Here is a 17,934-nt window from a genome sequence, read left to right as displayed (position 1 = left end):
CCAAACTCCAGCGACAGCACAGGCCTTGATGAGCACCGTGCACAATCACGAAAGCTACGACGTCCATGCGCCAGCTTGCCTTCAGCATTGCGCTGATGCGGTGATAGCTGTAAGCCCTTCGCTCCATCTTCAAATATTTGAACTGTCCAGCTGGATGTTTCTGTTCCTGATCCCTGCGTTACTCATTCTTTATCCCTCCAACCCTTGCGCTTTTGCCTTTCTTGTCTTGCGGCGACCTATGCCAGCCAGGCGGCCTACTCGCCTGATTTTCGTCCGCTTTAACGATTGACCCGACCTTCTGCGCGCCAATTTTCGGCGCACTGTCTGACTGCGCCACCCCGGTGCGGCCTCGTGTTACCTGAGTTGTCCTCAACCTTTGGAGTTCGCCATGCACGTCTCATTTAAGTTTGTCCTCGCCACCCTGCTCCTGAGCAGCCCATTCGTCGCCTCTGCAGTCGATGAGCATCACCCGGAGTCGACGTCGACCACACCGGCCCAGACAAGCGAAGCAGGTACGTCGATGCAAAACAATGTGATGAGCAAGCAAATGCAAAAAATGCAGGTTGCACACGACAATGCTGCTGCGGCCAAGACCCCGGCCGAGCGACACGCCGCGATGCAGGAGAGCATGAAGACGATGAAGGACAGCATGGCCATGATGCATAAGAACTGTCATGGCATGGGCATGGCGGGCAATAGCGACGGTATGGAGAGCGGAATGATGAACATGATGATGAAAATGATGGATCAGCAATCGAGCATGATGAAGATGCCGATGAGCAAGTGACGCATACAAGCCTATAGGCAATCCAACGGCGGTTTTACCTTTGCCCATATGCCGAGGGTAAAACTGCCGCCCGATATTCCGCTAACACCTCCCTAACATTGTGGAGCCGAAATCCTGGCAGCCGTATCAGGTGATGGGTCAGACCCTGACGGGTACCGGCAGGCGCCGATTCTCTGGGCAATTGATGACCACGTCAGGGCCAACCAGGCACGGCTTATCACAACAGGAAATCTTTGGGTGCTGCTCAATCGCAGCGCAGCCAGATTGCTGTTGCCAACCTGACGGAAATGTAATCACGCGTCGCCCGGCGATGTGACATCGTGCTCGAAATATGGCTGGCACCGAATCTCTGAAGTAAGCCCTGACCGCACTTTGGCAGCGGATCCGTATCTCCCCCCCCCCGGATTCTGACTTAGGACACTCTCCATGCATTCCCGAACATCAAGACGCACTTTCGTGAAAGCACTAGCGGCAGGCGGGGTACTCGCAGGCTTTGGGCTATGGCGCAGCCCGGTGTGGGCGATTACCAGTCGGGGCCAGCCGAATGTGCTTGCAGGTTCAGATTTTGATCTTTCCATAGGTGAGATGGGAGTGAACTTTACGGGCACTCCGCGCACTGCGATGACAATCAACGGCAGCCTCCCAGGACCTTTGCTGCGCTGGCGCGAAGGCGACACGGTAACGTTGCGGGTCAGGAACCGACTCAAGGAAAACACCTCGATCCATTGGCACGGCATCATTCTGCCGGTGAATATGGACGGTGTTCCAGGCCTGAGCTTCCACGGAATTGAGCCAGGTGGCCTTTACGTGTACTCATTCAAGGTTAAACAGAACGGCACGTACTGGTATCACAGTCATTCCGGGTTTCAGGAGCAAGTTGGTGTCTATGGGCCTCTGGTCATTGATGCAAAAGACCCCGAACCCTTCACCTACGATCGCGACTATGTGGTGATGCTGTCCGACTGGACTGATGAAGACCCCGAGCGGGTCATGAAAAAGCTCAAGAAACAATCCAGTTACTACAACCTGCACAAACGCACTGTCGGCGACTTCATTGATGACGTCAGCAAGACCGGTTGGTCTGCCACACTCGCGGATCGAAAAATGTGGGCTGAAATGAAGATGAACCCCACGGACCTTGCCGACGTCAGTGGCGCCACCTACACCTACTTGCTTAACGGGCTGGCGCCTGACAGCAACTGGACAGGTATTTTCAGGCCCGGCGAACGGCTGCGCCTGAGGTTCATCAATGGCTCGGCGATGAGCTACTTTGACGTGCGCATTCCCGGTTTAAAGATGACTGTCGTCGCGGCAGACGGGCAGTACGTGAAACCGGTGAGCGTCGATGAGTTTCGCATCGCCGTGGCCGAAACCTTTGATGTGATTGTCGAACCGACTGAACACGCCTACACCTTGTTCGCCCAGTCGATGGATCGCACTGGTTTCGCGAGAGGTACGCTGGCGGTACAGGAAGGGCTCTCGGCCCCTGTCCCGTCCCTGGATCCACGTCCATTGATCACGATGAGCGACATGGGCATGGGTGATATGGCCGGCATGGATCATGGCGATACGAACGACATGACCCTGGCCTCGATGCAAGGCATGGAGGGTATGGATCACAGCCAAATGACGCCTGGCGACGATAAGAGCATGCAGGGTATGACAGGCATGGACGGTGCATCGATGCAGGGCATGGATAACAGCCAGACGCCAGACTCGTCAGGCATGTCTGCCCACTCGATGCAAGGCATGAACGGGATGGACTCGATGGAGCCCCATCCTGCCTCGGAAGCCAACAATCCGCTGGTCGACATGCAGGCGATGAGTCCCACGCCGAAACTCAACGATCCAGGCATGGGGCTGAGAAACAACGGCCGCCGGGTCCTGACGTACGCAGACCTGAAGAGCACCTTCCAGGATCCCGATGGCCGGGAACCAAGCCGCACCATCACACTTCATCTGACCGGGCACATGGAAAAGTTCTCGTGGTCTTTTGACGGGCTCAAATTCGCTGATGCCGAGCCGCTTCGACTCAAGTATGGAGAGCGCATTCGAGTGGTTCTAGTGAACGACACCATGATGATGCATCCCATTCACCTGCATGGCATGTGGAGTGATCTTGAGGACGAAAACGGTGACTTCATGGTTCGTAAACACACCATCGACATGCCGCCTGGCTCTAAACGCAGTTACCGCGTGACCGCCGATGCGCTAGGGCGATGGGCGTTCCACTGCCACCTGATGTACCACATGGAAATGGGCATGTTCCGTGAAGTCCGTGTGCACGAGTAGGAGCCTGACATGAACTTCGAACAATTCGCTAAATCGGTTTTCGTCAGCCTGGCCATCCTTGGAGTGGGGGTTACGCCATTTTCGCTGGTTTATGCGCAAACCGAGCCGATGCAAGGCATGGATTACTCGCAAATGAAGGGTATGGATCACTCTCAGATGCAGGGTATGGATGACGTTCAATTTCAAGGCATGAAGCCCGTGGCGTCCCAAGAAAGCCGTACACCGATCCCTGCACTTACTAACGCGGATCGCGCAGCGGTGTTTGAAAGTCAGGCCGGCCACCAGATGCACGACGATGCAATCAACTCGTTTCTCCTTATTGATCAACTCGAATGGCAAGACGCCGACGCTGGAAGCACCCTGAGCTGGGAGGCCAGCGGATGGATCGGAGGCGATGCTGATCGTCTCTTGCTTCGTACCGAAGGCGAGAGAACCAATGGCGTGACCGAAAGCGCTGAATTCCAGGCACTCTGGGGTCATGCCATCAGTCCTTGGTGGGACGTTGTCAGTGGCGTGCGGCAAGACTTCAAACCCGGTACACCTCAGACGTGGGCGGCACTAGGCCTGCAGGGCATGGCGCTCTATAACTTCGAAACGCAAGCCACCGCCTACTTTGCAGAGGGCGGTCAGACGGCGTTGCGACTCAAGGGTGACTACGACATTTTGTTAACAAACAGTTTGATTCTGCAGCCCACTGCTGAAATCAACTTTTATGGCAAAAACGACCCTCAACGGGCCACCGGTTCAGGACTTTCGGACACCGAGCTCGGCCTGCGGCTGCGTTACGAAATTCGCCCCGAATTCGCCCCTTACATTGGAGTGACCTGGAACCGTTCCTACGGAAAAACTGCGGATTACGCCCGTGAAGAAGATGAAGACCAAAGCGAAGCACGTTTTGTTCTGGGGGGGCGAATGTGGTTCTAATCCAGCCTCTCACGCACAGCCAAAACCTATTCAAACAATAAACACCCCCACGGCCCAGTCCGTCAGGAGCCTTGCATGTCATTTCTTAAAGCCTTTAGTGTTGCCGCAGCACTCAGCGCAGGTCTGTTGTTGAGCGCAGTCGCCCAGGCGCATCCCAAACTGCTGTCCTCCACTCCAGCAGAGGGCTCTACTGTTCGGGCTCCAGAAAAAATTGAACTGAACTTCTCGGAGAAACTCACCACCCAGTTTTCCGGCGCGAAATTGGTCATGACTGAGATGCCGGGTATGTCTGCACACTCTCCCATGGGCGTCAAAACGAGCGTTTCGGGCGGCACTGATCCGAAAATGATGGTTATCAGCCCCACAAAACCACTTACACCAGGCACCTACAAAGTTGAATGGAGGGCGGTCTCTTCCGACACCCACCCGATCACAGGCTCCGTGACCTTCAAAGTCCAATGATCCATGGATGACTCAATCAACATAATCCTACGCTTCGCGCTGTACATCGACTTGATGTTGCTCTTTGGCTTGGCGTTGTTCGGTATCTACAGTCTCAAAGGAAAAGAACGAGGCGGTGGAGTTGTTTTGAATTTTGAGTCGCTATTGGCCGCCACTGCCGTTATCGGCGTCTTATTGTCGATTGCCGCCATGCTGCAAATGGCCAAGACGATGAGCGGCGTATCTAGCTTCATGGAGCTTCATCATCATATTCTCGAGATGATGCTGATGGGGACTGATGCGGGGCTCACATGGATGGTTCGGATAGCCTCGTTGACGATGGCCGTGATCGCGGCCTTACTCAACAGACGAGCTCCTGCCATAAGCCTTTGGGGCGTCACGGTCTGCGGTGCTGTAGCACTGGGTACCTTGGCCTGGACAGGACATGGTGCGATGGATGAAGGCACTCGTCGATATCTGCATTTCACGAGCGATATCGTTCATCTTCTGGGTGCTGGGAGCTGGTTGGGCGCGCTCAGTGCATTCGTGATTTTATTGCGATCAAATAAGCTCTCAGGAGCTTTGCAGATCCAAGTGCTGGCTAGGGCCCTGACTGGATTTGAATCTGCCGGAGCGCTCATTGTCCTCACCTTGACCGTGACCGGCATAGCCAATTACCTATTGGTTGTAGGGCAGACATTGGAGACGTTGACCACCACTACCTATGGCGCACTATTATCTTTTAAGGTTTTTTTGTTTGCCGGGATGCTCATTTTAGCGGCCTTGAACCGTTTTCACCTGAGCCCGCTGCTGGAGCAATCCATTCAAATCGGCACTCACGCGGTCGCTATTAACGCCTTGCGGCGAAGCATGATTCTAGAGTTGTTGCTCGCGGTCATCATCATGGGTCTAGTTGCCTGGCTCGGTACTCTCAGCCCAGAGATAGAGATGTCTGTAGATTAGGCCGTCACGCGAATACTAATGTTCAGGCACTGCCTTTCCCTCTTCAGCGGTACTCAGCTTCACAGTGCCGACGATTGGAATGCGCAGGCATTAGTGATCCAGAGGAAACCAAGTGGCTGAACAACGCAACTTCGCCTCTGCAACTCTCAGAGACATCGGCCCGTATGCCGGCCACCTGCTCGCGTATCTGCTGCACCACCTTCGCATCGCGGATGCCACACGGCCTTAGCCGTGACGGCGGAACTACTGCCAGCCTTCCCCAAAATAATGAATTTGTGCAAATTCAAACTGCGACAGCCCCCAAAACCCGCTATCGTCGCCGCCATTCAAAACGAGGCGACCCATGGGCTATCTACTTTTCGTCACCCTGATCCAGGCGTTTTCCTTCAGCCTGATCGGCGAATACCTCGCCGGACACGTCGACAGCTACTTCGCCGTACTGGTACGGGTAATGCTCGCCGGCCTGGTCTTTATCCCCCTGACCCGCTGGCGCTCGGTTGAGCCCGCATTCATGCGCGGCATGCTACTGATCGGCGCCCTGCAGTTCGGCGTCACCTACGTCTGCCTGTACCTCAGCTTCAGGGTCCTGACCGTGCCCGAAGTGCTGCTGTTCACCATCCTCACGCCACTGCACGTGACCTTGATCGAAGACGCGCTGAACCGCCGCTTCAACCCCTGGGCCCTGGTGGCCGCACTGGTAGCCGTGCTTGGCGCCGCAGTCATTCGTTACGACCGCATCAACCCGGACTTCTTCATGGGCTTCCTGCTGCTGCAGTTGGCGAACTTCACCTACGCCGCCGGGCAAGTGCTTTACAAACACCTGGTCGCCAAACACCCCAGCGACCTGCCGCACTATCGGCGTTTCGGTTACTTCTACCTGGGCGGATTTGCAGTGGCACTGCCCGCGTTCCTGCTGTTCGGCAAAGCCGACTTCCTGCCCGAAGCGCCGCTGCAATGGGGGGTGCTGATATTCCTCGGGCTGGTCTCGACCGCGCTCGGCTTGTACTGGTGGAACAAGGGCGCGTGCATGGTCAACGGCGGGACGCTGGCGGTGATGAACAACCTGCACGTGCCAGTGGGGCTGCTGCTCAACCTGCTGATCTGGAACCAGCATGAAGAGCTGGGACGGCTGCTCTTTGGCGGCATGGTGATTCTGGCGGCGGTGTGGATCAGCCGGCTGGGTATCAGGCCAGACCCGAAACGGGCGTAGGAGCTGCCGAAGCCTGCGATCTTCTGATGTTGAAGATCAAAAGATCGCAGGCTGCGCCATCGCCTACATCACGTGTTTTTCCGGTTCTGGAACCGCGCTCGCGCCCAGCACAGCCGGCAACAAACCCGTGCGCAAATCCCCGCCACTGGGCTGCTGATAAAGACTCAAGCCAAACTCCGGCAGCACCGCCAGCAGATAATCGAAGATATCGCCCTGGATTCTTTCATAATCAGCCCACACCGTGGTGCGGGTGAAACAGTAGATCTCCAGCGGAATGCCCTGGGCAGTGGTTTGCATCTGGCGAACCATGCAGGTCATGTTCGGCTGGACTTCCGGGTGGCTTTTCAGATACGCCAGGGCATAGGCGCGGAACGTGCCGATGTTGGTCATCCGCCGCCGGTTGGCCGACATCGCCGCGACGTTGCCCTGGGCTTCGTTCCAGGCCTTGAGTTCGGCCTGCTTGCGACTGATGTAGTCAGTCAGCAGATGCACCTGGGACAGCTTCAACTCCTCGTCATCGCGCAGAAAGCGCACGCCACTGGCGTCGATGTACAGGCTGCGCTTGATCCGTCGTCCACCGGACTGCTGCATGCCGCGCCAGTTCTTGAATGACTCGGACATCAGGCGCCAGGTCGGGATCGACACGATGGTCTTGTCGAAATTCTGCACCTTGACCGTGTGCAGCGTGATGTCGACCACATCACCATCGGCACCCACCTGCGGCATTTCGATCCAGTCGCCTACCCGCAGCATATCGTTGCTGGTCAGTTGCACGCTGGCGACAAACGATAGCAGGGTGTCCTTGTAGACCAACAGGATCACCGCCGACATGGCGCCAAGACCCGACAGCAGCAACAACGGCGAACGGTCAATCAGGGTGGCGACGATGATGATGGCGCCAAACACGTACAGCACCATTTTCGTCAGTTGCACGTAGCCTTTGATCGACCGGGTGCGGGCGTGCTCGGTGCGCGCATAGATGTCCAGCAAGGCGCTGAGCAGGGCACTGATGGCCAGCAGCAGGAAAAGAATGGTGAAGGCCAGTGCGACGTTGCCAAGGAAGACCAGGCTGGTCTTGCTCAGCTCGGGCACCAGGTGCAGGCCGAACTGGATGACCAGCGACGGCGTCATCTGGGCCAGGCGATGGAAGACCTTGTTGTGCCGCAGGTCATTCATCCAGTGCATGGCGGGCTGACGCCCGAGCAGTTTGGCGGCGTGCAGGATCAGGTAGCGTGCCACTCGTCCGAGGACCAGGGCAACCACCAGCAACACCACCAGCGCCAGGCTGGAGTGCAGGAGCGGGTGCTGATCGAGCGCACCCCAGAGGTCTTGGACGTTGAGCCAGAGCTGTTTGATATCCATAAGCTAAAACGGTTCTTCTGTAAGACGCGACGGGTCGATTAGAGCATTTAAGACGCTTCATATTGCGACTGGAGACAAACAAGGCAACAAAAAAACCACTGATTAGCGCCGTTTGTATAAAGAAACTCGGCCTCGGCGCCCGAAACCGGTAACCTATGCAGCTGTTTTTTTGTATTTCTTCGAGGTAGCACCCGTGTTTTCCCAATTCGCCCTGCACGAACGCCTGCTCAAAGCCGTGGCCGAGCTTAAATTTGTCGAGCCAACGCCTGTGCAAGCAGCGGCTATTCCGCTGGCGCTCCAAGGGCGTGACCTGCGGGTGACTGCGCAAACCGGTAGCGGCAAAACCGCTGCTTTCGTTTTGCCGATCCTCAACCGTCTGATCGGCCCGGCTAAAGTCCGCGTCAGCATCAAGACCCTGATCCTGCTGCCGACCCGCGAGCTGGCCCAGCAGACCATCAAGGAAGTCGAGCGCTTTGCCCAGTTCACGTTCATCAAGTCCGGCCTGATCACTGGCGGTGAGGACTTCAAGGTCCAGGCCGCCATGTTGCGCAAGGTGCCGGACATCCTGATCGGTACGCCGGGCCGGATGATCGAGCAACTGAACGCTGGCAACCTCGACTTGAAAGAAGTCGAAGTGCTGGTGCTCGACGAAGCCGACCGTATGCTCGACATGGGCTTTGCCGAGGACGTCCAGCGTCTGGTCAAAGAGTGCACCAACCGCCAGCAGACCATGCTGTTCTCCGCGACCACCGGTGGTTCGGGCCTGCGGGAGATGGTCGCTGCGGTGCTGAACAACCCTGAGCACCTGCAGCTCAACAACGTCAGCGACCTGAACGCGACCACCCGTCAGCAGATCATCACCGCTGACCACAACCAGCACAAAGAACAGATCGTCAACTGGCTGCTGGCCAACGAGACCTACCAGAAGGCCATCGTGTTCACTAACACCCGCGCCATGGCTGACCGCATCTACGGTCGCCTGGTGGCGCAAGACTACAAAGCGTTCGTGTTGCACGGCGACAAGGACCAGAAAGACCGTAAGCTGGCCATCGACCGCTTGAAGCAGGGCGGCGTGAAGATCCTGGTGGCTACCGACGTGGCCGCTCGCGGCCTGGATGTCGACGGCCTGGACCTGGTGATCAACTTCGACATGCCACGCAGCGGCGACGAATACGTGCACCGCATCGGTCGTACTGGGCGTGCCGGTAACGATGGCCTGGCGATCTCGCTGATCTGCCACGGCGACTGGAACCTGATGTCGAGCGTCGAGCGCTACCTCAAGCAGAGCTTCGAGCGCCGTACCATCAAGGAAGTCAAAGGCACCTACGGCGGACCGAAGAAGGTCAAGGCTTCGGGCAAGGCTGTTGGCGTGAAGAAGAAAAAGGTCGACGCCAAGGGCGACAAGAAGAAAACCGGCGCCAAGGCTCCGACCAAGCGCAAGATCGCCAACCGCCCGAAGACCGACGCACTGTCGCTGGTGAGCAAGGATGGCATGGCGCCGCTCAAACGCCGCAAGCCGGAAGCGCCGGCCGCTGAGTAATAAGCGGTTCCAGCGCCACATGAAAAACCCGGATTAGCGTCCGGGTTTTTTTATGCCTTTAGCTTTCAGCTTTTTTCTCTGCTGAATTCAGCTCTTTGAGCCGCTGGTCAATCAACTGGCATTTGTCCGGCAAATCGGCACTGGCAGTACCCAGGTCCATCTTCTGCAACTCGTCGTTGATTTCCTTGGCCTTGGCCGGGTTCTGCTCGGTCAGCCGGGTCACTTCCTTGGCCAGCTGTTCGCGTTTGGCGGTGGCTTCTTCAGGCGTGCAGGCCCAGGCGGGCAGGGCGCAGGCAAGCGTGGCGGCAAGGGTGATTTTCAGCAATGTCTTCATGGGGCAGCCTCGTTTCCGGTGAGGGCGGTATAACGGGTTGAGCGTTTTGGTACGCAAAAAGTTCAGAAACACAGCGCGCCCTTCGTTCAACGATGGCAGCAGCTTGCCGGTGCTTGCGCCTCATAGCGGTCGTGGTGCCGCACCCACTCCATGATTTCTTCCTCATTACGGCCCTTGGGCGTGAGGTCCAGGTAATTGTATGCCCCAACCAACAGGTCGAGGCCCCGGGCATAGGTGGAGTAGGTGTGAAAAATATCCCCGGCTTCGTTGCGATAAAAGACGCTGAGGCCAGGCAGTTCTTCTTCTGCACCATCAGATTTTTCGTAGTTGTAGGTGGCTTTTCCGGCGGCAATATCCTCGGCCCGCGCGCAGACGCCAAAGTCGTAGTTAAAATCGCAACCTTCAGATGACACCCAGTCAAACTTCCAGCCCATGCGTTGCCGGAAGTCCTGGAACCGGGCATAAGGCGCGTGGGAGACCGCAACCACAGAGACGTCATGATGGGCCAGGTGCAGGTTGGCACCGTCGATGTGATCGCTCAGGAAGGAGCATCCAGGGCAACCTTCGTCCCAACCCTCGGCAAACATGAAGTGGTAGATGATCAGCTGACTGCGGCCGCCGAACAGGTCGGCCAGTTTCAGTTCGCCGCCTGGGCCCTGGAAGTGGTAGTCCTTATCGATCTTCACCCATGGCAAGGCGCGGCGTTCGGCGCTGAGTTTGTCGCGCTCGCGGGTAAAAGCTTTTTCATGGGCCAGGTGTCGCCGGCGCGCGGCGAGCCATTCTTCGCGGCTCACGACCGGATGGTTCTGAACGTTCATGGTGGGTTCTCCTTCAGGCAGCGATAGCGGGCACCCATTAGTCGTCCGGCCTTCGCCCAATTCGACATACCGCCGGTCAGTGCCGCTGAAAATCCAGGCTGAACGGCTGGGACCGGTGCAGGTCACACTCTATGAAGGCCAACTCACTCTCTGGCTTGGAGGTTGAATCAGGATGACGACTTATAATTGGGATTTGATTGAATGCTTGCTGCATGAAGTGCAGAGCGATGACACAAGCTTCGCGCCACGTGCTTATGCCGAAAAATACGCGGCGGCGAAGGCGGCAGAGGGCGGGGAACCCGAAAACCTTGATCACCTTAAAGCCGTGGCAGGAGAGTACGAAAAGCTATTGCTGGAGCGCGGTTACATCGAACCTCGGCCAGAAGAGCAGGGTGGCTCGGGGTCCAACTACATCTTGACGGCGCGAGGCTCGAGTTTGTTGAGCCTGATCGACAGCAGCATTCCGGGCAATGACCACCCGCGTCAGGTGCTGGACGAGCAGGAAGATGCGCTGGATGAAGTCACGTTCGATACGGTCGCGTCGAAAGCTCAGATTGCCTGAACGCCCGCGATGCCCGTGTGGCTCAACTCTGTGGGAGCGAGCCTGCTCGCGACGCGGTATAACATTCAACTTTGATGTTGGATGGGATGACGCTATCGCGAGCAGGCTCGTTCCCACATGCAATCGTGGTATCTGAACGGGTATTTGTTCAATTTTGCTGCGCCGCTTTCAGGCATTTCAAATCGTTGAAGTCTTTCCTCACACCCTCGATCTTCTTCAATAACCGCTCGCGCTGTGCTGGCGTGCTTTCGGCCATCAAATCCACAAACAGCGATCGAGCCTGTGCTTCGGTTGCAGCGAAGGCCTGGCGATAAGCCGGCGTCCACAAACTCTCCCTGTTCACCAGCAACGTCTCGATGCGTTGCGCAAACTCCGGACTGTGGCGCTGCGCCACGGCCGCGCTGAATTGCTTCTGCCAGTGGACCCGGTTGGCGATCCATTGGGTGTTCTGGTCACCCAGAGCCGTGGACCAGGCCACTACACGTTGCTTCTGGGTCGAACTCAACGGCCCGAGCCAATCATCCAGGCGTTTCTCCATGCGCCGTGTGCGGTCCTTGATCTGTTGGTCCAGGGATGGCTTGAGGTATTCCTCCTGACGCTTGCGCTGATCCTTGGCAAAGGCTTCATTCATCTCCGCCACTTGCTTGTCGTCCAACCCCTGCAACAGCACGATGGCTGAGGGGGTGATTTCCCGGGCAGTCTGCGCGATGGCTTCCTTGGCTTCCTGGGTCCGGGCTTGCAGCGCTTCGTCGGTTACCTGATTGTTTTCGACCATGGTCTGCAGGCGATCCAGCCAGTCCAGATACCCTGGCAGTTGTGTCGTGCAGTGCCAGCTCAGGTGTTCCTTGAGGCGTTCGTTGAACCAGCCTTTCTGCTCGCCATTCATGTCCAGGTAGTCGCTGAGCGTCCAGGGAATGATCACGTCGAGGTTGCGATAGGCCAGGCCCACGCGGCTGCACGCGCCGAGGGCCAGGCTAAGGGTGAGGATGACGGCGAGACATTTAAACCAGCGCGACATGGGCGAGTCCTTGCAAAAGCCTGGCTATTTGAGGAGATTCTTATGTGATCGCAGGATCAGCCTTGCAGTTCATATCATCGGCGCACACCACCTGGCCGCTCAGTAGAAGCTGCGCTCGGCCTTGAGGGTTACCAGCCCGTCGCACTGGCTGTTGTGTCCGGAATAGGCGGAGCAATCACTGCCGCTGAGGTTGGAATCGGTGTAGATCAGGTTCAGGTCGATGCCCATGAAGGGGCGGGAAAGCTGCACTGACCAGTCGGTAAAACTGCCGATATTGCCGCCGTCGACCGAGACCGGCGCGTTCAGCTGGTGGCTGGTGTACTTCATGCTAACCCCAATTCCAAACGGCTTGTTGCCGCCAAGATCGGCAAACACGGTGCTGTTCTGCTTGTCGGGGTCGTTGCTGAACGCGGCGCCGAAGCGGCTGCCCAGTAACGTCAGGCCGCCAAACAGCTCCTGGCTGTCGAGGGTGTCCACTTTCGGGTAGCTGTAGTGAATCATCCCGACCTCGTAACCGAGCGTCTGGTCGAAAGGCTGCTTGAAGCCCATGTAGGAATCGACTTCCAGGTTGTTACCTGTACTCAGGCCCATGCTGGGTGACCATTGGCCGACGTAGAACCCGCTGTCGTGGCTCAGGTCGAGGCCGCCATGGAATGAGCCGACGGCGGCCGGTTTGACCAGGCCCTGAGCCATGCTGCGCGAGGGCGAGGTGCCGAGTTTCAGGTCGAAGTCGCCCAACTCGCGCTGGAAGATCTGCGCATGGGCGAGCGAACACGACAGCAGGGTGCCGAGCAATATGAGTGGGGGCTTGAACATGCGTCACTCCATGAACAGCGCGAAGCAGAAACCTGAAAGCGGCTGAAACGCTTGATCTAGAGGTGTGCAAGGATACCGGCGAATACCCGGCGCTGGAGGCCGTTCGTCGATTTTTGAGAATTGGGAGTTTGTGCGGGTATTTCGGGAGGGTTCAGTCCAAGCGCTTCGAAGCTCAAAGCGCCTATGGACCAGTTGATGCCGGTATTACTTTTTGCCCAGCGTGATCTGCTTGGACGGGCCGAACGTCTGACCGCTGACGCCTTTGGCAATTTGCTGGATCTCGCCGCCGGACTTGAGGAATGCAGCGATCTGGTTGTTGATCGATTCGCTGGTTTCAACGGCTGGAGCTGGCTTTGCTTTGCTGTTGGATGCTTTTTGACGCATGGCGGCCATTAACCTATAGAAAATTAACTTGGCCATGAATAATACAGGAAATACTTGACAATTGCTTGGGAAATATCTCCCCAATTTAATCTTGGCGGCAGTGGGATTTAAACCGGATTAATAATCTCCCGGTCGCCCTAAGCTGCTGTTTTAACTACAGACGTGTGGATGAGAAAAGGTTTTTTGTGCAGGCGATGGGCGCTGAAGCTGGGTCGGTTCGTCGGACGAGCGGCTGGTGCCGGTGAGCCAAACCCATGAAAATCAAGCTTTTGAGCTAATTTTTCGGCGCCACCGGGCCGGGCGCAGAACGCTGGCCGCAAAACCGGGTAGAATGCCGCCCACGCAATGAGGGTATTGGACATGGCTTTAATCGGGCGTTACAACAGTTTGCAAGTGGTTAAACACACTAACTTCGGTTTATATCTGGACGGTGGCGCGGATGGCGAAATCCTGCTGCCTAATCGTTATATTCCCAAAGATATTCCCAGCGAAGATGAAGATTGGCTTAACGTTTTCATTTATCTGGACAGCGATGACAAACTCATCGCAACGACCGAAACGCCGAAAGTTCAAGTCGGTGAATTCGCCAGTTTGAAAGTTGTTGAAGTCAACAGCATCGGCGTATTTCTCGATTGGGGCCTGCCTAAAGACCTGCTGCTGCCGTACTCCGAAGAAAAACGCCAGATGACCGCCGGCGAATATGTCGTGGTGCACGTGTATCTCGACAAGCACACGCGTCGGATCACTGCCACTGCACGGCTGGATCGCTACCTGGACAAGACCCCGGCCAGCTACACTGCCGGCCAGGAAGTCGACTTGCTGGTAGCCGAAGCGACCGATATGGGTTTCAAGGCAATCATCAACAACAAGCATTGGGGCTTGATTCACAAGAACGAAATCTTTAAGTTCATGCGCGCCGGCAAGGAAGAGAAGGGCTTCATCAAGGAGGTTCGTCCCGACGGCAAGATCAGCCTGAGCCTGCAGCCGGTTGGCGAAGAAGCGGCCACCAGCCTGAACTCGAAGATCCTTGCCAAGTTGCGCGACAACAACGGTACCTTGCCGATCAGCGACAAGAGCGATCCGACCCTGATCAGCAGTATGTTCGGCGTCAGCAAAGGCAACTTCAAGAAAGCGATCGGCGCGTTGTACAAGAACGGCCAGATCGTCATTCACGCAGATCGTATTGAACTAAGCTGATGGCCGACCAGCCCCATGCTTATCAACAGGGGGATGGACGACCATGAAAAAAGAGTTATTTGCGTACGCGGGCACCTTGCTGGCGTTTCTGGTCCTGGATGGCCTTTGGCTCGGCGTGTTGATGGCGTCGAAGTACAAGGCACTGCTTGGCTCGCTGATGCTCGACAAACCGCTGCTGGGTCCGGCAGCGGTTTTCTATCTTTTGTATGTCTTCGGTTGCGTGATGTTCGTGGTATTGCCAGCCACCAGTTGGCAGCGCGCAGCGTGCATGGGCGCCTTGCTGGGCCTGGTGGCGTATGGCACGTATGACCTGAGCAACTGGGCGACGCTGAAAGGCTGGTCGGCCCAGTTGGTATTCATGGACATGGCCTGGGGCGCCTTTGCCACTTGCCTCGCCTGCACCGTTGGTTACTGGGCTGCCCGCAAGGCGCTGTGACCCTTCAACGTTGAACGATGGTTGTGCGGTCGCCCGCGCTGAATCTCGGTGCAGCATTGTCGGCGCTGCCCGACAGCGCACCCGCGATCAGCAAGCCGCTGCCGGCAACGATCAACCCAGGCTGCAAACTGCCGCTGTAATGGCTGCTTGCCGCAGCCAGCAGCGGGCCTGCGAGCTGACCTATTGCGAAGCACGCGGTCAGCAACCCCGCGTTGCGCTGAGTGGCGTGGGGTGCCAGTTCCCGCGAGCGTTGCATCACCAGTTGCATGCAGGCCAGGAACGGTCCGCCGCACAGCAGCACACCCAACGCCAGGCCCGTGCCACTGCCCAGCAGGCAGGCAAAGACGCCCGCCGCCTGCAGCCACAAGGTCGCCATCAGCCAGTGCCGGGTGGCGTTCGGATTGTGTCGGCGCAAACTCACCAGCACCACACCGGATGCAGCGGCCAGGCCGAAGCATGGCCAGAACAAATCGGCCTGCCATTGGCCCTGAAATTGCGCGCTGGCCATCTGTGAAAGGAAGGTGGCGGGAATGATGTAGCCCAAACCGTACAATCCATAGACCAGGCCCAGACGGCCGATGCCGCGGTGTGCGGTGCCTGCGTCGACGGGTGCGCTAGCCGCTGTTGCGGCTGGCCGGGGCAGGAATGGCAGGATCCCCAGCAACATCACCAGCCCGACTGCGGCATATACCAGCCACAATGTGGCCGAGGTCTGCCCCAGCAGGTTCGAGCCCAGCGCCAGCATCCCGGTCAGGAAAATGCCCAGGCCCGGTCCGGCAAATACCAGGGCACCCAGACGTGGACGACCGGCCGCGACGGCGAGGGGCTGACTCAAGGCGGTGATCATCACCAGCACCCAGGCGCTGGCCACACCGGTACCAAAGCGCAGCAACAGATGCGACCAGAAACCGTGGGCCCAGAACGACGCCAGGGTCAGCAGGACACATAGCCACAGCCCACCCTGCAACCGACTGCGGATCTGCGCAGGCCTGCGGGAAAACATCGCGTCCACGGCGCCGACGAAATAACCCAGATAATTTGCTGCAGCGATCAAACCCGCCGCAGTCAGGTCGATCTGACCTTCGCTGAGCAGGTGCGGGAGTTGGGGGGTCAAGGCGAAGCGGCCGATGCCCATGGCCATCATCAAGGCGATAAAGCTGGCAGACAAACGAATCAAGGGGTTCATGGTGGACTCCTGCTGAAGATCAATGACCGTCAGGCTAGGACTGATTGACTTTCTTTAAAAATGAATAATAGTGAGTAACTTATTCATTTTTGGAGAATGGCGTGGAATTCAGTCAACTGCGCATCTTCCAGGCAGTCGCCGAGGAGGGTTCCATTACCCGAGCCGCAGAGCGTTTGCATCGGGTGCCGTCAAACCTGTCGACGCGGCTCAAGCAATTGGAAGAGCAACTCGGTGTAGAGCTTTTCCTGCGCGAACGTCAGCGTTTGCAGCTGTCGCCTGCAGGAAAAGTTCTGCTGGACTACACCGGCAAGCTGTTCAGCCTGCACGATGAGGCGCAGGCGGCCGTGCAAGGCGGGCAGCCGGCGGGCGATTTTGTGCTCGGTACCATGTACAGCACGGCCGCCATTCACCTTCCGGCGTTGCTGGCGCGCTATCACCGCAGTTACCCGGCGGTGAACCTGCAGGTGCAGTCCGGTCCCAGCGGTGAGCTGCTGGAAGGGTTGTTGACCGGTCGGCTGGATGCGGCATTGGTAGACGGCCCGCTGGAACTCGCCGGCCTCGACGGCTTGCCACTGTGCGACGAACGACTGGTGCTGATCAGCGAGGCTGACCATCCGCCGGTGCGCAGCGCGCTGGATGTGCAGGGGCGTTCGGTGTTCACGTTTCGTCAGGGGTGTTCCTACCGCATGCGCCTGGAGGCCTGGTTCGCCCATGATCATGCAGCCATGGGGCGGGCCATGGAGATTGAGAGTTACCCGGGCATGCTCGCCTGTGTGATCGCAGGCTCTGGCGTGGCGCTGATGTCGGAATCCATGCTCGCCAGCTTGCCAGGGCGCGAAAGCGTGGCCGTGCACCCGTTGGCCGAACCGTTTGCCAGTGCGACTACTTGGCTGATGTGGCGCAAGGGCATGGTCGGGGCCAATCTGAATGCATGGATAGAACAGCAGCAGGCGGTCTACCCGGGGCTTTCGAAGGCGGAGCAGGCGTTTGCTTGAACTATCCGAGCGGGATTTGGATCAATTCAGTAACAGATCATTGTTTCTTTTGCCGAGCATTGCGCAGGACTTCGGACTATTATCAGTGCGAAGCGACTTCAGAATTCCGGTCGCTCGGCACTACCCTGAAGGGGGCACCATGAAAGAGAAAATCCAAAACTGGCTGCACGACCTGGGTGTCGCACTCGGTTTGATCGAACCGCCTCTGCAACCTGTGCCTATCCGTACAGACGACGAACAGCGTCGACGCCAGCCGCGCCGCCGTTAATCGTGGTTGCAGGCGCTCGCTTGCTCGCGATGGTCGCGAATGATCACACGGGCAGGCTGGCAGGCTGCATGCGCCGCTCGATCCATCGCTAGCAAGCTTTGCTCCCACGGACGCCCTCAGGTTTCCCATCGCCAGCAGAGCACCCGTAATCCTAGCTCCCGCAATCCTCTGCCAAGCAACCTGATGTATCCCCATCTCAATCAAAACGGCTCAGATCATTGGCCGTTTTTGCGTTTCTGAGCATCCAGCTTCCCGCCAGTAAACGCGGTCCATCCTGGTTTTACTCTTCCAGTACAGCAGGCCGATTCCGAATCCGCGCTGTCGCTGTTCTGCCATGATCTTTTCGGCGGGCGAAAAAAAACGGGTGTGGCAACCGACGCCACACCCGTCGAAGAAAACAT

Annotated in this window: 19 protein-coding genes; 12 read left to right on the top strand and 7 right to left on the bottom strand. The window is 57.5% G+C overall.

The features are described from left to right. Positions 1 to 388 precede the first annotated feature (388 nt). The 6 genes from AAEZ05_RS11030 (at position 389) to AAEZ05_RS11005 (ending at position 6,617) form a co-directional block, all read left to right on the top strand. Complete coding sequence (locus AAEZ05_RS11030) at positions 389 to 787, top strand: hypothetical protein (protein WP_045058706.1); 399 nt, start codon at positions 389 to 391, stop codon at positions 785 to 787. A 426-nt stretch (positions 788 to 1,213) separates the two neighbouring features. Then, positions 1,214 to 3,079 carry a copper resistance system multicopper oxidase gene (locus AAEZ05_RS11025; protein ID WP_350647340.1) on the top strand — a complete coding sequence of 622 codons (1,866 nt, stop codon included), beginning with the start codon at positions 1,214 to 1,216 and terminating at the stop codon, positions 3,077 to 3,079. Between the two features lie 9 nt (positions 3,080 to 3,088). Further along, positions 3,089 to 4,003 (top strand): copper resistance protein B, encoded by a 915-nt coding sequence (locus AAEZ05_RS11020; RefSeq protein WP_350647338.1) that lies wholly within the window; start codon positions 3,089 to 3,091, stop codon positions 4,001 to 4,003. Positions 4,004 to 4,078: 75 nt separating this feature from the next. After that, complete coding sequence (gene copC / locus AAEZ05_RS11015; RefSeq protein WP_045058703.1) at positions 4,079 to 4,465, top strand: copper homeostasis periplasmic binding protein CopC; 387 nt, start codon at positions 4,079 to 4,081, stop codon at positions 4,463 to 4,465. Positions 4,466 to 4,468: 3 nt separating this feature from the next. Beyond that, positions 4,469 to 5,407 (top strand): copper homeostasis membrane protein CopD, encoded by a 939-nt coding sequence (copD, locus tag AAEZ05_RS11010; RefSeq protein ID WP_350647336.1) that lies wholly within the window; start codon positions 4,469 to 4,471, stop codon positions 5,405 to 5,407. 343 nt (positions 5,408 to 5,750) lie between these two features. Continuing rightward, complete coding sequence (locus tag AAEZ05_RS11005; RefSeq protein WP_045058701.1) at positions 5,751 to 6,617, top strand: carboxylate/amino acid/amine transporter; 867 nt, start codon at positions 5,751 to 5,753, stop codon at positions 6,615 to 6,617. Between the two features lie 63 nt (positions 6,618 to 6,680). On the opposite strand, the gene AAEZ05_RS11000 is transcribed toward AAEZ05_RS11005, so the two are convergent. Continuing rightward, positions 6,681 to 7,979, bottom strand: coding sequence for a mechanosensitive ion channel family protein (locus AAEZ05_RS11000; protein ID WP_205891905.1), 1,299 nt, complete (start codon positions 7,977 to 7,979; stop codon positions 6,681 to 6,683). 193 nt (positions 7,980 to 8,172) lie between these two features. Between AAEZ05_RS11000 and AAEZ05_RS10995 the strand changes: the two genes are divergently transcribed. Then, on the top strand, positions 8,173 to 9,519 hold the full coding sequence (locus AAEZ05_RS10995) for a DEAD/DEAH box helicase (protein WP_045058699.1): 1,347 nt from the start codon (positions 8,173 to 8,175) through the stop codon (positions 9,517 to 9,519). A gap of 58 nt (positions 9,520 to 9,577) precedes the next feature. Here the strand turns inward: AAEZ05_RS10995 and AAEZ05_RS10990 are convergent, their stop codons facing one another. Then, entirely contained in the window at positions 9,578 to 9,853 is a 276-nt protein-coding gene (locus AAEZ05_RS10990; protein ID WP_045058698.1) for a hypothetical protein, read from the bottom strand. Positions 9,854 to 9,939: 86 nt separating this feature from the next. Beyond that, complete coding sequence (locus AAEZ05_RS10985; RefSeq protein ID WP_350647333.1) at positions 9,940 to 10,671, bottom strand: DUF899 domain-containing protein; 732 nt, start codon at positions 10,669 to 10,671, stop codon at positions 9,940 to 9,942. A 172-nt stretch (positions 10,672 to 10,843) separates the two neighbouring features. Here AAEZ05_RS10985 and AAEZ05_RS10980 point away from each other — a divergent pair, with 172 nt between their 5' ends. Beyond that, positions 10,844 to 11,233 carry a transcriptional regulator gene (locus tag AAEZ05_RS10980; protein WP_122837886.1) on the top strand — a complete coding sequence of 130 codons (390 nt, stop codon included), beginning with the start codon at positions 10,844 to 10,846 and terminating at the stop codon, positions 11,231 to 11,233. 148 nt (positions 11,234 to 11,381) lie between these two features. On the opposite strand, the gene AAEZ05_RS10975 is transcribed toward AAEZ05_RS10980, so the two are convergent. From AAEZ05_RS10975 to AAEZ05_RS10965, 3 genes are all read right to left on the bottom strand, one after another. After that, positions 11,382 to 12,251: a DUF6279 family lipoprotein gene (locus tag AAEZ05_RS10975; RefSeq protein WP_045058695.1), complete on the bottom strand. Its 870-nt coding sequence runs from the start codon at positions 12,249 to 12,251 to the stop codon at positions 11,382 to 11,384. A gap of 99 nt (positions 12,252 to 12,350) precedes the next feature. Further along, a complete protein-coding gene (locus tag AAEZ05_RS10970) occupies positions 12,351 to 13,067 on the bottom strand; it encodes a TorF family putative porin (protein WP_350647330.1) in 717 nt (238 codons plus the stop codon). A 204-nt stretch (positions 13,068 to 13,271) separates the two neighbouring features. Continuing rightward, positions 13,272 to 13,460 carry a PFL_1563 family small protein gene (locus AAEZ05_RS10965; protein WP_177328536.1) on the bottom strand — a complete coding sequence of 63 codons (189 nt, stop codon included), beginning with the start codon at positions 13,458 to 13,460 and terminating at the stop codon, positions 13,272 to 13,274. A gap of 351 nt (positions 13,461 to 13,811) precedes the next feature. On the opposite strand from AAEZ05_RS10965, the gene AAEZ05_RS10960 reads away from it, so the two are divergent. Then, positions 13,812 to 14,648 (top strand): CvfB family protein, encoded by an 837-nt coding sequence (locus AAEZ05_RS10960; RefSeq protein WP_045058693.1) that lies wholly within the window; start codon positions 13,812 to 13,814, stop codon positions 14,646 to 14,648. 43 nt (positions 14,649 to 14,691) lie between these two features. Further along, positions 14,692 to 15,084, top strand: a complete 393-nt coding sequence (locus AAEZ05_RS10955; RefSeq protein WP_045058692.1) for a DUF2177 family protein — start codon at positions 14,692 to 14,694, stop codon at positions 15,082 to 15,084. 4 nt (positions 15,085 to 15,088) lie between these two features. On the opposite strand, the gene AAEZ05_RS10950 is transcribed toward AAEZ05_RS10955, so the two are convergent. After that, entirely contained in the window at positions 15,089 to 16,270 is a 1,182-nt protein-coding gene (locus AAEZ05_RS10950) for an MFS transporter (protein ID WP_045058691.1), read from the bottom strand. A gap of 101 nt (positions 16,271 to 16,371) precedes the next feature. Here AAEZ05_RS10950 and ptrR point away from each other — a divergent pair, with 101 nt between their 5' ends. Together ptrR and AAEZ05_RS10940 are read left to right on the top strand one after the other, a co-directional pair. Then, entirely contained in the window at positions 16,372 to 17,265 is an 894-nt protein-coding gene (gene ptrR, locus AAEZ05_RS10945; protein WP_045058690.1) for a putrescine utilization regulator PtrR, read from the top strand. Between the two features lie 139 nt (positions 17,266 to 17,404). Next, positions 17,405 to 17,533 (top strand): PA1414 family protein, encoded by a 129-nt coding sequence (locus AAEZ05_RS10940; RefSeq protein ID WP_003184145.1) that lies wholly within the window; start codon positions 17,405 to 17,407, stop codon positions 17,531 to 17,533. Positions 17,534 to 17,934: the final 401 nt, after the last annotated feature.

It is taken from the genome of Pseudomonas sp. HY13-MNA-CIBAN-0226, assembly GCF_040310305.1.
Lineage (GTDB): Bacteria > Pseudomonadota > Gammaproteobacteria > Pseudomonadales > Pseudomonadaceae > Aquipseudomonas > Aquipseudomonas gregormendelii.
This window is presented reverse-complemented; position numbering and strand designations above follow the sequence as displayed.

Excerpts from the sequence above, each read along its gene's own strand:
- AAEZ05_RS11030 (WP_045058706.1), top strand. The coding sequence starts at position 389 with ATGCACGTCTCATTTAAGTTTGTCCTCGCCACCCTGCTCCTGAGCAGC.
- AAEZ05_RS11025 (WP_350647340.1), top strand. The coding sequence starts at position 1,214 with ATGCATTCCCGAACATCAAGACGCACTTTCGTGAAAGCACTAGCGGCA.
- AAEZ05_RS11020 (WP_350647338.1), top strand. The coding sequence starts at position 3,089 with ATGAACTTCGAACAATTCGCTAAATCGGTTTTCGTCAGCCTGGCCATC.
- copC (WP_045058703.1), top strand. The coding sequence starts at position 4,079 with ATGTCATTTCTTAAAGCCTTTAGTGTTGCCGCAGCACTCAGCGCAGGT.
- copD (WP_350647336.1), top strand. The coding sequence starts at position 4,469 with ATGGATGACTCAATCAACATAATCCTACGCTTCGCGCTGTACATCGAC.
- AAEZ05_RS11005 (WP_045058701.1), top strand. The coding sequence starts at position 5,751 with ATGGGCTATCTACTTTTCGTCACCCTGATCCAGGCGTTTTCCTTCAGC.
- AAEZ05_RS11000 (WP_205891905.1), bottom strand. The coding sequence starts at position 7,979 with ATGGATATCAAACAGCTCTGGCTCAACGTCCAAGACCTCTGGGGTGCG.
- AAEZ05_RS10990 (WP_045058698.1), bottom strand. The coding sequence starts at position 9,853 with ATGAAGACATTGCTGAAAATCACCCTTGCCGCCACGCTTGCCTGCGCC.
- AAEZ05_RS10985 (WP_350647333.1), bottom strand. The coding sequence starts at position 10,671 with ATGAACGTTCAGAACCATCCGGTCGTGAGCCGCGAAGAATGGCTCGCC.
- AAEZ05_RS10980 (WP_122837886.1), top strand. The coding sequence starts at position 10,844 with ATGACGACTTATAATTGGGATTTGATTGAATGCTTGCTGCATGAAGTG.
- AAEZ05_RS10975 (WP_045058695.1), bottom strand. The coding sequence starts at position 12,251 with ATGTCGCGCTGGTTTAAATGTCTCGCCGTCATCCTCACCCTTAGCCTG.
- AAEZ05_RS10970 (WP_350647330.1), bottom strand. The coding sequence starts at position 13,067 with ATGTTCAAGCCCCCACTCATATTGCTCGGCACCCTGCTGTCGTGTTCG.
- AAEZ05_RS10965 (WP_177328536.1), bottom strand. The coding sequence starts at position 13,460 with ATGGCCGCCATGCGTCAAAAAGCATCCAACAGCAAAGCAAAGCCAGCT.
- AAEZ05_RS10960 (WP_045058693.1), top strand. The coding sequence starts at position 13,812 with ATGGCTTTAATCGGGCGTTACAACAGTTTGCAAGTGGTTAAACACACT.
- AAEZ05_RS10955 (WP_045058692.1), top strand. The coding sequence starts at position 14,692 with ATGAAAAAAGAGTTATTTGCGTACGCGGGCACCTTGCTGGCGTTTCTG.
- AAEZ05_RS10950 (WP_045058691.1), bottom strand. The coding sequence starts at position 16,270 with ATGAACCCCTTGATTCGTTTGTCTGCCAGCTTTATCGCCTTGATGATG.
- AAEZ05_RS10940 (WP_003184145.1), top strand. The coding sequence starts at position 17,405 with ATGAAAGAGAAAATCCAAAACTGGCTGCACGACCTGGGTGTCGCACTC.